Genomic DNA, 13,853 nt, shown 5'->3' on the forward strand with positions numbered 1-13,853 from the left:
CTCAGGCTCACTGCCACGTCACCCAGAGCGACGCGAAGGACCTTCCAAATGTGGCTCATGCCTGTTTCAGGAGATCCCTCGTCGCAAGCTCCTCGGGATGACGGAAAGCAGCTTAAGTCAATGGCAGTGCCTCTCTCAGGCTCACTGCCACGTCATCCAGAGCGAAGCGAAGGATCTCCCAAGTGTGGCTCATGCCTGTTTCAGGAGATTCCTCGTCGCAAATTCCTCGAGATGACGGAAAGCAGCTTAACCCCTAGGATAATAAATAATTATCAATTAAACGAATGTCACCTATCGTTACTGCAGCAAATCTGCGGTTTTGATATTCTTCAATATATTCTACCGAAATACCCGCGGCAGTTAGCTCTTCAATTATCATGGCACAAGGCTTGTTCTGATGGAACATATTTGCAAATTGATTTGCAAGTATTCGTTGTTCCTCATTCAGCCGATTATTTCGTGAGCTATATGCCAAACCACTGGCTTCACGAATGGTAGGGCAAGATTTTATCTCTACATTCATAAACAGTGCTTTAACCATTCCCTTGATTAACAAATACTGTTGATAATCTTTTTCACCAAAATAAGCTCTGTGTGGGCGAGTTAAATTAAGCAGTTTCATCACAACAGTTAATACGCCATTAAAATGTCCTGGTCTGTATTGGCCTTCCATTAATTGGCAGAGGCGATTTTCCTGAATTTGATAAGTGTACCCATCGGCGTAAATCTCTTGCTCCGTGGGAAGAATGCAAAAATTTACCCCGGAATTGGCCATCAGTTCGATATCTGCCTCTAGAGTTCGCGGATAATGAGTAAAGTCATCTGGTTTATTAAATTGAGTCGGGTTAATAAATAAACTGGCAATGGTGTAGTCATTCTCCTTACTACTGGTTAAAAATAAAGAAGCATGTCCAGCATGTAAATTACCCATAGTTGGAACAAAGCCTAAGGTGCGGTCATTGGGTAAGCTATTACGTAAGCTTACCCAATCATTCAGGTTAGAAATAATTTGCATTAGTATCTCTTCTTAAAAAGCATATTCAGCTGTAGGGAAGTGTTCTTGTTGTACTTGTTGCACGTAAGTATTTAAGGCATCGACAAAAAGGTCTTTTCCATTGGCGTATCGTTTTACAAATTTGGGATTAAATGAAGTTTGCAAACCCAACATATCGTGCCAAACAAGCACTTGGCCATCGGTATCAGAGCCGGCACCAATTCCTATAGTTGGGATGGTTAATGCGTTTGTTATGGTATTTGCTAAATGTTGTGGTACACATTCAATAACTAAAGCAAAACAACCCGCCTGTTCTAAATCCCGAGCTTGTTGCAATAAACTGTCTGCTTGCTCTTGATTTTTTCCTTGCACTTTATAACCACCCAATTGATGAATGGATTGAGGGGTTAATCCTATATGGCCCATTACTGGTACTCCAGCTTTTACTAAATGGGTAATCGTTTGACATGTATCGGTATCTGCCCCTTCAATCTTGACTGCCTGTGCTCCGGCTTGTAACAAGCACTTAACTTGCTCAATGGTATGAGTGTGAGAGATTTTATGGCTTAAAAAGGGCAGGTCACTGATTAAAAATTGTTGTTTTAATCCTCGTGCAACCGCCTGCGTATGAAGGACCATCATGTCTATAGTAGCCATAATGGTGGTTTCATGCCCGTGCACCGCCATGGCTACTGAGTCCCCGACCAAAACACAATCAATGTTCGATTCGGCAACAATACATGCTGACGGATAATCGTAACAGGTTATCATGGAAATTTTATGATGTTCTTGTTTTTTTCTTTTAAAATCCTGAATTTTCATACACTTCTCCTTAATTGGAGAAAACGAAAATGGACGAAGAAAGGAAGTAGCAATTCAGGTACCTGTCTCATAGATCAAGTCCTCCAATAGTTTAAGTAAAGTCGCTGCCTAATGAAGGTCAACGCGTCACCTGACATCATATAATTAAATAGGATAGAGGTGAATATATTCCAACAACAATTTACTTGCCTGAGTTGAGGCTATCTGGGATAGCCACGTTACTCTTTCCTTTCTCCTACCTTTTGATTCATTAATTAGAGACAATGGGAATTTTTTGCAAAAAGAGCTCATAACTTTGCCTTTGCATCAAATTTGGGTTCAAGGGGAAAATCCCCCATATCTAAAAATGAATTAATCTTATCGTCTTCTGTTGGTTTCCTGCCAAAAAAGGTGGTTGTCACTTTAGCAAAATCTAAATATTTTCTATAACTCACCAAGGAAATGTTGCTTTGACGTAACTGTTCTAATCCAACTTTCCCTTTTTTTATCGCTTCTTTCGCCCAGTCCTCATCCAGAGAAAAGGAAAGATCTAGGAAATTACGAACAATATCAGCTAGAACAATATCTCCGGCCCATTGATCAACTTGATTTTGCGGCTTTCCTACCAGTGCTTCATGAGTTGCAGGAAATAGCCAGTTAGTTGAACTGTGCGTGTATTCTTTTCCACTAATAGAGTAGGTTATATTTTGAGTCTTATCGATAACCGCACTAAAGAATGGCAAATTTATCTGATATTTTTCAGGAAGATACCGGAGAATATAGGCCCATAGATTGAGATTGCCCGTATTTGATAAATAATTATGTACTTTTATATTAACTGGCGCTTTTTGGTCATCTCCCTCTTCCCTGAAGAGATAGCGCAGTCTGTCCGTAGGGCCACCTACTACTGAATCAATACAATGCAAATTCGCCATGTGTACTCTAATGGCTCCTTGTGCTGATTTTTGTTCAATCCATTCCCTTATTTGACTCAAAACAAACCCACCCCGGCTCCAGCCAACAGCGCAAATGATCAACGTTTCTTCTGCTTCTACCGCTTGTTTGGAATGCTCTTCTAAAAACTGTTTTATTTTTTCAAAATTAGCATTAAGACCACCATTACCAATATGTCCATCGATCAGGGCACCTATTGATTTTAATAGCGATCCATCAGGAGTAGTAATGTCTGTTCCTGGGCCATCAAGAATAAGCATGTTTTTTTCTTTGCAATGTTCCGCTAATTGATTAATAAAATTACTTGGATCATGCATCAACCATGCTGCTACTTTACTAAGACTAAAAAATCCGAAACTGCCTGCTTGACTTGGTTTATTCTGTGTTATTGAGACCGTTCCGTTAGCAAGAATAACAACCTTTCTAATTTTTCCCATTGATATAGTTTCTCCATTACAGTTGCAGAGAAAGAATTGTAATAAATATAGATTAAGGATTTATTAGGGGCTATGGCAAAATGTCTATTGTCTAAGTCTGGAAAAAACTTATTATATTTTGGCGACCTCTCACTAAATTAAAACAATTTTTTCGACAATTAAGTTATCCTTCAAATTCCGGTATTTGAGTCGGAGCTGCTTTATTTGAATTTTTAACCGGGGCTTTCAAGAATAAGAGCAGCGGGAGGGCAGCAATGACTAACCACATCATAAAACGAAAATCCTGTAAATAGGCAAGGATTGCCGCTTGACGCGTCACTTCTGCATTGAGAGCGGTAAGTCCTGGTGTTGATGTAATATTCATGACTCCTGATTCGGTTGCCTGTCGCAAACTGAGATTAAATGGCGTAATAAACGCGGTAAACGCTTCATGGTTGGCCTGGAGATTTTGCGCTAATTTAGTCATGACCACAGAAATACCAATGCTGCTTCCTATATTTCTTAACAGACTGAATAGGGGGGTGCCGTCGTTACGATATTGTGCGGGTAAGGTAGCGAAAGTTACGGTGGATAAAGGAACAAAAATAAAACCCAAACCAAAACCCTGGATCATCCCGGTATACACGATGTCATAACTACTAATATCCGTATTAAATAAAGTCATAAGCCATAAAGAGTAACTGGTCAGGATTAAACCCAAAAAGATTTGATAGCGCGTATCTAATTTGCCAGACAGTTTGCCAACAATCATCATCGCCATCATCGTCCCTATTCCTCGTGGAGCAAGTACCAAACCGATATCAATCACTGGATAGCCCATTAAGCCTTGTAAAAAGGGAGGGAGCAATGCCATTGTGGCCAAGAGAATAATACCGATAATAAAAATAAAAATAAGGCCCACCGTGAAATTGCGATCTTTAAACATGCCCGGATCAAGGAATGGCTGGCGTGAAGTGACTATATGAGCGATAAATAAATAGAGGCAGAGTATTGCGAGCATCCCTTCAACGATAATTTCATTGCTATTCAACCAATCAAGGGACTCTCCTCTATCTAGAAATAATTGTAAGGAGCCTATAGCAATGCTTAAAAATGCAAAACCCATTAAATCAAAGTGTCTTTCATGTTCCAGGACGTTTTCTTCCAGAAAAGAAGCCAAACCAAGCCAGGCAAGTAATCCTAGAGGTAAATTAATGTAAAATACCCACCGCCAGCTGTAATATTCAGTGAGCCATCCTCCGAGAGATGGACCTAAAATTGGACCTACCATGACCCCCATGCCCCAGATTGCCATAGCTGCACCATGTTTTTCGGGGGGGTAAGTATCCAATAATACAGACTGTGACATAGGAACCAGACTGGCTCCAAAAATCCCCTGGAGCAAACGAAAAATGACAATTTGGGGTAAGCTTTGAGCTGCGCCACAAAGCATGGATGCTATAGTAAATCCCACCACCGACCAGATAAACAGGCGTTTACGCCCAAATCGATTACCCAAGAATCCGGTCATAGGCATAAATATAGCGGCGGCAACAATATAAGAAGTCAGTACCCAGGAAATTTGTTCCTGAGTAGCGCCCATTCCTCCTTGCATATAGGGCAAGGCCACGTTGGCTATAGTGGTATCCAATGCCTGCATAATCGTTGCAAGCATTACCGAAAGGGTTATAAATAGTCTTCGCGAACTATTTTGGGTTTGATTGCTCTCTAAAAGTTTAGACATGGCAATCTGCTCAAGATGTCTTTTTCGTTGCGTTTTGCAGTGATTTGGTGTCTATTTTTACCCAAGAGCTTAATCCTGAACGAAGTTGAGGGCTATCCGGTTCTGCAATTAATTTAATTCGAACGGCTATTCTTTGTGCGATTTTAACCCAGTTTCCGGTAGCATTTTGAGCAGGAATAATGGAGAATTCTGAGCCTGTAGCAGGGCTTAAACTTTCAACAATCCCTTTCCATTTTTTGCCTGGATATATATCCACCGTTGCAATAACCTGTTGTCCTGGACGGATATTAGCAAGTTCTTTTTCAGTAAAATTAGCCTCAACCCAGGGATGGTCATTAGCAACTAGAGTCATGGTAATGGTGCCTGCCGGGATGTATTGGCCAGGTTTAGGAGGCGAATTAATGAAGCCGGACATAGGGGCTCTTATTTCTGTATGAGCGAGATCCAGTTTGGCTTGATCCAGTTCTGCTTTTGCGATCAAATAACTGGGATGCTGCTCAACAGGTTCATCCACGCCTCCGGCGAGCGAATCCGCTAAACGCTGTAAATCATGTCCCACTGTTACTAATTGTTGCGCTGCAATTTCCGCTCCTTCTTGGGCATCATCGAGATTGGATACAGAGGCAAAATGTTTTGCCGCGAGATCCGACTGGCGTTTTTTGTTGCGTAAAGAAAAAGCATATTTGGTTCGTGCCAAGGCGATTTCCGCTTGTTTTTCACGATAGCTGGATTTCATTGCCAGAATGTTTATTCTCGCTTGAGCCAATTGTGATTCAGCTTTGGCCAATGCTACTTGAAAGGGTTGCGGATCAAGACGAAATAGAATTTGATTTTTGTTTACTGATTGATTTTCCTGAACCAGAATTTCTTTAATAACACCTGAAACCTGCGAACTGATAGGTACTTTATCCGCTTTAATATATGCGTTGTCTGTTTCAACATAACGACCGCCCATAAGATATAAGATGGCGGCGATTACTACAAAAATTGAAGGAATAGCTATAAGGAGAATAAAACGTCTGGATTTGGCTGTGGGGGGTATTTCTATGAGTTCTTTTTGAGTCTCTTTTAGTTCATTCATTTTACTTATCCTTATTTTACTGAGCACTCAAAAAACGATGTTGGTGCATACAGCATATACCTCTATAATATCGCCAGGAGAGCTAACAGCTCTAATAACTCAGGTGCCAATAAGACGCCCTATGTACGCTTTTTCGTGACATGAGAGGAAGTACAATCGCAATATCCTAAATCTCTAGTTATATCGACTTGAAATCTGGGTTATTATTTATGTATTTTATAATAACAGGTTTTTTATGAGTTTCATTGAAAAATTAGCTAGTCCTGGCGAGCATCCCTTATTTCTTCAAGGTTTTTCGGGGCAACTGGAAGCGGTGTTAACGGTTCCCGAGCACGTAAATAATACCTTTGTCGCTTTTCTAGGTCATCCCCACTCCTTACAGGGTGGAACAATGAATAATAAAGTCGTGACTACTATGGCGCGGGCCTTTAAGGAATTAGGTATTCCTTCGTTACGCTTTAATTTTCGCGGTGTTGGTCAGTCTGCAGGATCTTACAATGACGGCATCGGTGAAAGTGAGGATATGATCGCCCTGGTTAACGAATGGCGAAAAGAACAACCAGATCTGAGACCTGTATTGGCCGGATTTTCTTTTGGGTCTTATGTTGCTTACAGGACAGCTGCGCAATTTGAGAATGCTCTATTAATTACTATTGCACCACCAGTCCATCATTATGATTACAGGGAGTTTAATCCCGCCCCACATCCCTGGCTCATCATTCAGGGGGATGCTGACGAAGTGGTGCCTCATTCTCTAGTCATTGATTTTGCCAGGCAGTCTTCTCCTGTATTACCAGTGATTGAGTTTGCTGAGACAGGACATTTTTTTCACGGGAAATTGGTGGAACTTAAAACGCAACTAATGGAATACATGCATAGGCAGGTTCCTTCGTTATGATTTTGTTAGCCCAATATGAAGCAGCTATTCAGCGTAATGATATTGATAATGATCCCTTACAAAGAGAAGTATTGGGGCACATGCAAAGGCTTGCTGATGAGTTAAAAAAGCCTAAACCTTCTTGGTTTCATTGGGGGAGGCGCAATTCAATTAAAGGTTTGTATCTGTATGGCCCAGTCGGTGTTGGAAAAACGTACTTAGTTGATTTGTTTTATCAGCACGTCGAGGAAAAGCAAAAAGCCCGCTTTCATTTTCATCATTTTATGCAGCAAATTGATGCTCAGTTAAGACGATTACAGGGACAAAAAGATCCATTGAAGCAAATTGCAAAAGATATTGCCAAATCAACTCGATTATTATGTTTTGATGAATTTTTAGTTCATGATGTAGCTTATGCGATGATTTTGGCCGAATTGTTACAAGCTTTGCATGCTCAGGGGGTTATATTAGTCATTTCCTCTAATACTAAACCGGATGATTTGTATTTAAATGGTGTGCAGCGTGCCCGGTTTTTGCCTGCCATTGCAATAATTAAAAATAATTGTGAGGTACTTTTACTGCATGAAAATCGAGATTATCGTATAGGGCGACAACCCTTATTAGACGCCTATTTATATCCTTTAAATGAAGTCAGTGCAAAAACAATGGAACAACAATTTGTCCTTTTGGCTAAAGAGGTAAAGGAAAATGGAACCATCACCATCCAAAATCGTGATATTCCTTATATTCGCCGGGATGAGAAATCCATTTGGTTTGGTTTTGATGTTCTTTGTAACCTGCCGCGCAGTCAATTAGACTATTTAGAAATAGCGGATAAATTTGATAGTGTATTTGTTAGTGGTATACCTCGTTTAACTGAGGGACATACAGCACAAACCATTATGTTCATTCATTTGATTGATGTCATGTACGATAGGGGAATTAATATTATTATTTCTGCCGCGGTTCCTCTTGACGAGCTGTATGTTAAGGGTGAGATGAAAGAAACTTTTAAACGAACCCTAAGTCGTTTAACCGAAATGCAATCCGTTGATTACCTCAGTCGCCATCCACGTCGAATAGTAGAGGATATAGCATGAGGACTCGTATTTTTGTAATTCCAAGAAGAACAGGTTTTATCTCTGCATGTAATTTATTAAAATGACATAACCAAAATAGTCGTCTGCGAACGTTCACTTCGTTCGCAACGACATTTACCCTGTGAACAGTTAATGGCGTCAACTTAAAATAATATGTAGCCTGGATGGAGCGAAGCGTAATCCGGGATAAAGGCTTGAATCAGGTTTCGAACCCGGGTTACGGCCGCGCCTTCACCCAGGCTACATCCTTGATGGCTGCAGTCTGAGGCAGTTTTGGGAAAAAATGTTTATTTTTTTGCTTAATTGAGAATGATTCTCGATAGCATTTGTGTTAATATCAATTGATTTAATAATAGTGTGTTACATCATGCAAATTAAAGAGTTAGTACGAGGCGATCGGGTACGTCTGGTTGATTTTGGTTCTACCGAGGCGCAATACAGACGTAGACTTTTATCTTTGGGAGTTACTCGTGGCGTAGAGTTTTCCGTAGTGCGAGTTGCCCCTTTAGGTTGTCCGGTACAAATTGAAGTCAGAGGTACCTCTTTAACTTTACGCAAAGAAGAAGCGAGTCAATTAGTATTGGAGCGTGTATGACTCATGTGTTATTAATAGGCAATCCTAATTGTGGTAAGACGACTCTATTTAATGCGTTAACTGGCGATAATCAGCGCGTGGGAAATTGGCCAGGAGTCACGGTTGAGCAGAAGACAGGTGAGCTGTCTTTTAATGGACAAGTCATTGGTATAACCGATTTGCCGGGGGTGTATTCCCTGGTCGCTAATGCTAAAGGTTTAAGCCAGGATGAGCAAATTGCAGCTCAGTCCATTGTGACAATGGACTCAGATTGCATTATTAATGTTATAGATGCATGTCATGTCGAGCGACATTTATATTTAACCAGTCAAATTTTAGAGCTTGGCAAGCCGGTCATTGTGGCACTTAATATGATGGACATCGCTCAACAACGCGGTATATCTATTGATATCAAAGCATTAGAAAAACAATTAGGTTGCCCAGTTATTCCAATTCAAGCACATAAAAATATAGGTATTCCAGCCCTTCAGCAGGCATTGGTCAAGCTGCCCAAAGAAATTTCACCGCTGGTTCTTCCCGTAGCACCACTTGTTCAACACGCATTAAGCCATCTGGAACAACAATTAATCAACAAAGGCTATAATAAGGCGCTTGCCTATTATTATTCCCGTAGACTGGCAGAAGGCGATTCTTTACTTGCGGATGAATCCATAACTATTGATTTAGCTCAATCTGAATCAGGGCTGAGTATTGATGTTTTATTAGCTGATGCTCGTTATCAGAAAATTCACCAGATTGTTTCTGTTGTCCAGAAAAAACACAGTGATGCCAGTGAGCATTTTACCGCAAAATTAGACAGAATCGTGTTACACCGTTTTTTGGCCCTTCCTATATTTTTCGCCATGATGTATTTGATGTTTTTGTTCGCTATCAACATTGGTGGAGCATTCCAGGATTTTTTTGACATCAGTACTGACACTGTTTTTGTCCAGGGTAGTGCCTGGTTGTTACAACAATGGCACGCACCTAACTGGTTAATTGCTATCATTGCAAATGGGGTCGGCAAAGGGGTCAATACTACCCTGACTTTTATTCCTGTTATTGCCGCCATGTTTTTCTTTTTATCGTTGCTGGAAACTTCTGGCTATATGGCCAGAGCGGCCTTTGTCGTCGATAAGGCCATGCGTGCCATGGGGTTGCCTGGAAAATCCTTTGTACCGATGATTGTTGGTTTTGGATGTAATGTGCCGGCTATTATGGCCGCACGTACTCTGGACTCAGAACGGGATCGTCTACTGACTGTGATGATGAGTCCTTTCATGTCCTGTAGTGCACGTTTGGCCATTTATGCGGTATTTGTTGCTGCATTTTTTCCGACTGGTGGTCAAAATGTGGTGTTTTCTTTATATCTTGTTGGTATTTTGATGGCTGTATTCACCGGTTTTCTCTTACGCAAGACGACTTTGAAAGGTCATGCCTCACCTTTAATTTTAGAGTTGCCTGCTTATCACAGGCCTGCAATCAAACGTTTGCTTAAAGAAACAGTGCTTCGATTGAAGTTTTTTGTTTTTCGAGCCGGAAAATTAATTATCCCGATTTGCGTTATCCTGGGCGGATTGAATGCTATTACGCTGGGGGGAGGGATTAATTCTGGCGACGCCAGTGAGCAATCTTTGCTTTCTTTAATGGGGCAATGGATTACCCCTTTATTTGCTCCCATGGGAATTCATCAGGATAATTGGCCTGCAACAGTAGGGCTATTAACTGGAATGTTGGCTAAAGAAGTTGTTGTGGGTACTTTAAATTCGCTCTATGCTCAAGTCGGTCATTTGGGCGAAGCCGCAGCAGCACACTTTGATTTTTTGGGGGGTATTCAAGCCGCCTTGTGGTCCATTCCTCATAATTTGGCTCAATTGGGCTCGGCTTTATGGAATCCCGTAGTAGCCAGTGCAGCAGACAGCCAGTTATCTCAATCGGTATATGGAATAATGTTTCAACGGTTTGATGGTCAAATTGGGGCCTATGCCTATTTACTCTTTGTTCTTCTGTATATTCCTTGCGTGTCAACGATGGCTGTGATTCGTCAGGAAGCAAATAAGCAATTGATGTGGATCTCAGTCATTTGGTCTTTTATTATCGCTTATATTGCTGCGGTTGTTTTTTATCAGGCGGCTACATTTTTAGAACATCCTCAGTCCAGTGGGCTTTGGATAATAAGCATGTTACTTGGTTTGATCCTCGTTCTGGTTCTGTTTTTTTATAGCGGGCAAAGCCTAAGGAGGCAAGGTGCTGCTGCAAATACGTGATTACATCTGTCGTGAAGGGGTAGTGAGTACCCAACAATTAACTCGAGAGTTTCATTTGGAGCTGACCGCTTTGCAACCCATGCTGGATTTATGGGTTAGCAAAGGAACAATACGAAAATGCCAAGAGAAGGCTAATTGCCAAAGTACCTGTTTTAAATGTCGCATCCAACCACCTGAGTATTATCAATATCTTGCTCCAAGCCGAATATCGGTGATTGAATAAAATAATTCTGTTATAAGTAACTAATGTTTACGCATTTTTTACCGTTAAAAAAACTATCCTTCGTGCTCATCAATTAAATTTGAGCTAATATAGCAATATCACCTTTTATATTTGGGTAAGAAAATGGCAGAGCCCGAGATTGATAATAAACCCGGTATCAAAGAGATCTCTCTTGATCTTCGTAAATTAACGTTAGAGGAGGATTTAAATAATCCTGTAACCATAATAGAGCGGGTTTATCAAATTTGGTGGCATTGGGCCGATTTTCATCTCTATATTTCATCACCTCACATAGAAAGAATTTCGCCACCTATCATTATTGAGCCGGAATCGATATCTGACAGCGAAGTTGAGTTTGTTTATCCTATCCATGATTCTGGAAACAAATTGTCTACGTCTAAAAGCCAAGACATGATGAGTGCCGGAATGTCGATGTGTAAATTATTTTTTACTATAGAAAAAATGATTAGTATCCTGATATCTCGCCTCCAATCTGGAGGGGTAAGTGAAGAGACAGAGGTTCAGGTTGCCTTTGGAGGGCATGAAATTGCTCAAAGAAAGGCCTTTGAATCTATTATTAATTTAAGTTATAACGTAGTTGTCACTAACTTTGAGCCGGGTGAATGGGGCGAGCGTTATTTAGAAAATGTGAAACGAATGGCGAGCAAGTACGGCTATCCTCCTGAAGCACCGCGTGATAGCTACAAACAGTCATTTAACTCCAGCTCAGTGGGAATTAAGCGGTAATCAAAGAGAAGTGCTTTCAGGGGATTGTCCTGAGAGCACTGCCATTCATAATAAAATCTGTCTTAGTCCATCGATTCAACAAGGTGTAGTTCCCAGTGAAGTAAAAAGGGGCGATAAGTATTGCCGGCAAGAAACACAGGATACGGGCGAGAATTTGTGGTGTTGATAGCCTTTGCTGAGTCAGCCCGACTAATTTAAGTCGCCATGCTCTCATTCCTAAAGTTTGTCCGCCGAATTTCATAGAACTGTAATAATAAAGCAATGCTCCACAGACAAGAATGAATTGGTACCAGGGCGTTTCTGGGGGAACAGCCTGCCCACGATTAAATAAAACGATTATGCCTGTTAAAATAAAAAGTAGGGCTAATACAGTAATGGTATCATAGAGCAGTGCACCGATGTATCTTATAAAAAATATCATTTGGATTACCTTTTCAATTAAAATTCTCATCCTGAGCGTAGTGCTTCTAAAGCCTTAGTTGACAAAATACCTGGAGTAACGATTAGAAGAACAAGCCTGTTTTGAATATTTTCTCTTAGCACCTACGTCCCATGACTTGTTCGCGGGATCCAAGAGATCTTGAAATAAGCGCAAATCCTAGATTATATCCTAGATCCCACGAACAAGTCTCGGGACGTCACAGTACAAAGCGATAGCATTAAATATTAATAGACCCGAACTGATTCTTAAATTTTGAATTCCTATATCTAAAAATCACGCAATATCACGTACTAATTAGTTATGCATTGTTTTGGCCACAAAATTCAGGCTATCAATGTATAATTTACTTAAATCCTGCCCGTTAAAATGATGTTTTGAAACATCTTCCCAGTGCCCTTCTTCATAAGCAACGACTAAAGACAGAAGCTCTCCAAGAGGACCAGTATTGTTTGTCAGTGCATTTTTCAGTTCCTCCGTCAGCGTAATTTGACTTATTAATTCTGGCATTGGTTTATTGATTAAACAGTCCAGGATAGACAACAATCCAGCCGTATAGGCACTTTGGCTCGTCACTTGGGGAGTAGTTTTGGCCAGCTCTTCAGCCATATGGGCTCTGATTAATCCTGACTCTAGTATTTCAATTGGTTTATCAGAAATATTTTTCATAGATAACAGCATAATCCAATTTTTTAAATGGATTATTCCAATACGAGCAATTGCCTGCTCAATTGACTCTATTGACTGACCACCAGAGAACTCCAGGGAGTTTGTTATTTTAAGGAGTTGGAAACTTAACAAGGGATCGCTTTGGATTATCGTGGAGACTTCATTAAAATCACAATCTTCATGTTGCAGTGTTTGAATAAGATGTAACAGATTTAACTTATTGGCAGCGACATCGGTCGAATCATTTTTCAGCGGTTTAAATAAGAAATCACCGCAATAATAATCCATTGTCATTGCTTTACATTTATCAAAACTGATTGGTTTATTAAGATTATAAGCGATTACTTTACGATTGTTTGCTTTAGAGAACTGGACTACTTTAGTAACATCCGCCCTACTCATTAATTGCTCAGAAAGAGCAATGTATTCGGCAAAATTTAACCATGCTAGCTGTTGGGGGGTATTAATCAGCAAGGCTATTGAAAATAAGGATTCCTGCAATTCAGTTAAGGAATAGGTGGTTTCAATTTCATCTGCCTGAATTTTTAAAATAATGGGATTATCCATCGGAGGATCGGCTTCCTCCAGAGCAGCTTTTAAAGCAAAGGGAACAAACAAAGGCAACTGGGTATCCGAGTTATAAATGAGCTCAAAAAGAGTATCGGTTACTTCCTCATTAAGTTTTAAATTTTGATATGATAAAATTTCAAAGGCTACACATTTTAATTGTTGATTGTAAATCGGCCTTTTAACCAGCATATCGACCTCAAAATAATCATTTTATTTAATCATAGTACTGGTTTTAATAATTGACCAGAAGAGGATGCATTTTACTTTACGACTTAACTTTGCGTGATAAAAACAGAGTGCTATACTTCGCGGGCACGTATTGAAATTTAGTTGTTCTAAATTGTACTATCTCTACCTGATTTGTTGTTTTTAGCAAAATGAGTGTCAATAAAGTTAG

13 protein-coding genes are annotated in these 13,853 nt (G+C 40.3%); 6 read left to right on the top strand and 7 right to left on the bottom strand.

Annotation, left to right across the window (positions count from 1 at the left end):
• Positions 1-253: 253 nt before the first annotated feature.
• The 5 genes from panC to LOX96_RS14080 all read right to left on the bottom strand — a co-directional run bounded on the left by panC (position 254) and on the right by LOX96_RS14080 (position 5,990).
• Positions 254-1,015, bottom strand: a complete 762-nt coding sequence (gene panC / locus LOX96_RS14060; protein ID WP_250423160.1) for a pantoate--beta-alanine ligase — start codon at positions 1,013-1,015, stop codon at positions 254-256.
• Positions 1,016-1,027: 12 nt separating this feature from the next.
• Complete coding sequence (gene panB, locus LOX96_RS14065; protein WP_250423161.1) at positions 1,028-1,816, bottom strand: 3-methyl-2-oxobutanoate hydroxymethyltransferase; 789 nt, start codon at positions 1,814-1,816, stop codon at positions 1,028-1,030.
• Between the two features lie 287 nt (positions 1,817-2,103).
• Positions 2,104-3,186, bottom strand: a complete 1,083-nt coding sequence (locus LOX96_RS14070; RefSeq protein ID WP_250423162.1) for a hypothetical protein — start codon at positions 3,184-3,186, stop codon at positions 2,104-2,106.
• A 163-nt stretch (positions 3,187-3,349) separates the two neighbouring features.
• Positions 3,350-4,909, bottom strand: a complete 1,560-nt coding sequence (locus LOX96_RS14075; RefSeq protein ID WP_250423163.1) for a DHA2 family efflux MFS transporter permease subunit — start codon at positions 4,907-4,909, stop codon at positions 3,350-3,352.
• Positions 4,910-4,919: 10 nt separating this feature from the next.
• Positions 4,920-5,990: an HlyD family secretion protein gene (locus LOX96_RS14080; protein WP_250423165.1), complete on the bottom strand. Its 1,071-nt coding sequence runs from the start codon at positions 5,988-5,990 to the stop codon at positions 4,920-4,922.
• Between the two features lie 235 nt (positions 5,991-6,225).
• Here LOX96_RS14080 and LOX96_RS14085 point away from each other — a divergent pair, with 235 nt between their 5' ends.
• The 6 genes from LOX96_RS14085 to LOX96_RS14110 all read left to right on the top strand — a co-directional run bounded on the left by LOX96_RS14085 (position 6,226) and on the right by LOX96_RS14110 (position 11,778).
• The gene (locus tag LOX96_RS14085; RefSeq protein ID WP_250423168.1) at positions 6,226-6,888 is read left to right on the top strand and encodes an alpha/beta hydrolase; all 663 of its coding nucleotides are present in this window, start codon (positions 6,226-6,228) and stop codon (positions 6,886-6,888) included.
• Positions 6,885-7,967 (top strand): cell division protein ZapE, encoded by a 1,083-nt coding sequence (zapE, locus tag LOX96_RS14090; protein ID WP_250423171.1) that lies wholly within the window; start codon positions 6,885-6,887, stop codon positions 7,965-7,967. Before LOX96_RS14085 ends, zapE begins: the two co-directional genes overlap by 4 nt.
• Before the next feature lie 367 nt (positions 7,968-8,334).
• Positions 8,335-8,562, top strand: coding sequence for a FeoA family protein (locus LOX96_RS14095; protein ID WP_250423174.1), 228 nt, complete (start codon positions 8,335-8,337; stop codon positions 8,560-8,562).
• Positions 8,559-10,808 (top strand): Fe(2+) transporter permease subunit FeoB, encoded by a 2,250-nt coding sequence (gene feoB, locus LOX96_RS14100; RefSeq protein ID WP_250423177.1) that lies wholly within the window; start codon positions 8,559-8,561, stop codon positions 10,806-10,808. The genes LOX96_RS14095 and feoB overlap by 4 nt, the downstream gene beginning before the upstream one ends.
• Positions 10,789-11,031 (top strand): FeoC-like transcriptional regulator, encoded by a 243-nt coding sequence (locus LOX96_RS14105; protein ID WP_250423179.1) that lies wholly within the window; start codon positions 10,789-10,791, stop codon positions 11,029-11,031. The genes feoB and LOX96_RS14105 overlap by 20 nt, the downstream gene beginning before the upstream one ends.
• 123 nt (positions 11,032-11,154) lie before the next feature.
• Positions 11,155-11,778: a virulence factor gene (locus LOX96_RS14110; protein WP_250423181.1), complete on the top strand. Its 624-nt coding sequence runs from the start codon at positions 11,155-11,157 to the stop codon at positions 11,776-11,778.
• A gap of 16 nt (positions 11,779-11,794) precedes the next feature.
• Here LOX96_RS14110 and LOX96_RS14115 read toward each other — a convergent pair whose 3' ends face one another.
• Positions 11,795-12,199, bottom strand: a complete 405-nt coding sequence (locus LOX96_RS14115) for an RDD family protein (RefSeq protein ID WP_250423183.1) — start codon at positions 12,197-12,199, stop codon at positions 11,795-11,797.
• 315 nt (positions 12,200-12,514) lie between these two features.
• Entirely contained in the window at positions 12,515-13,645 is a 1,131-nt protein-coding gene (locus LOX96_RS14120; RefSeq protein ID WP_250423185.1) for an EAL and HDOD domain-containing protein, read from the bottom strand.
• Positions 13,646-13,853 lie beyond the last annotated feature (208 nt).

Origin of the sequence: Legionella maioricensis, from assembly GCF_023618015.1 — a bacterium.
GTDB lineage: Bacteria > Pseudomonadota > Gammaproteobacteria > Legionellales > Legionellaceae > Legionella > Legionella maioricensis.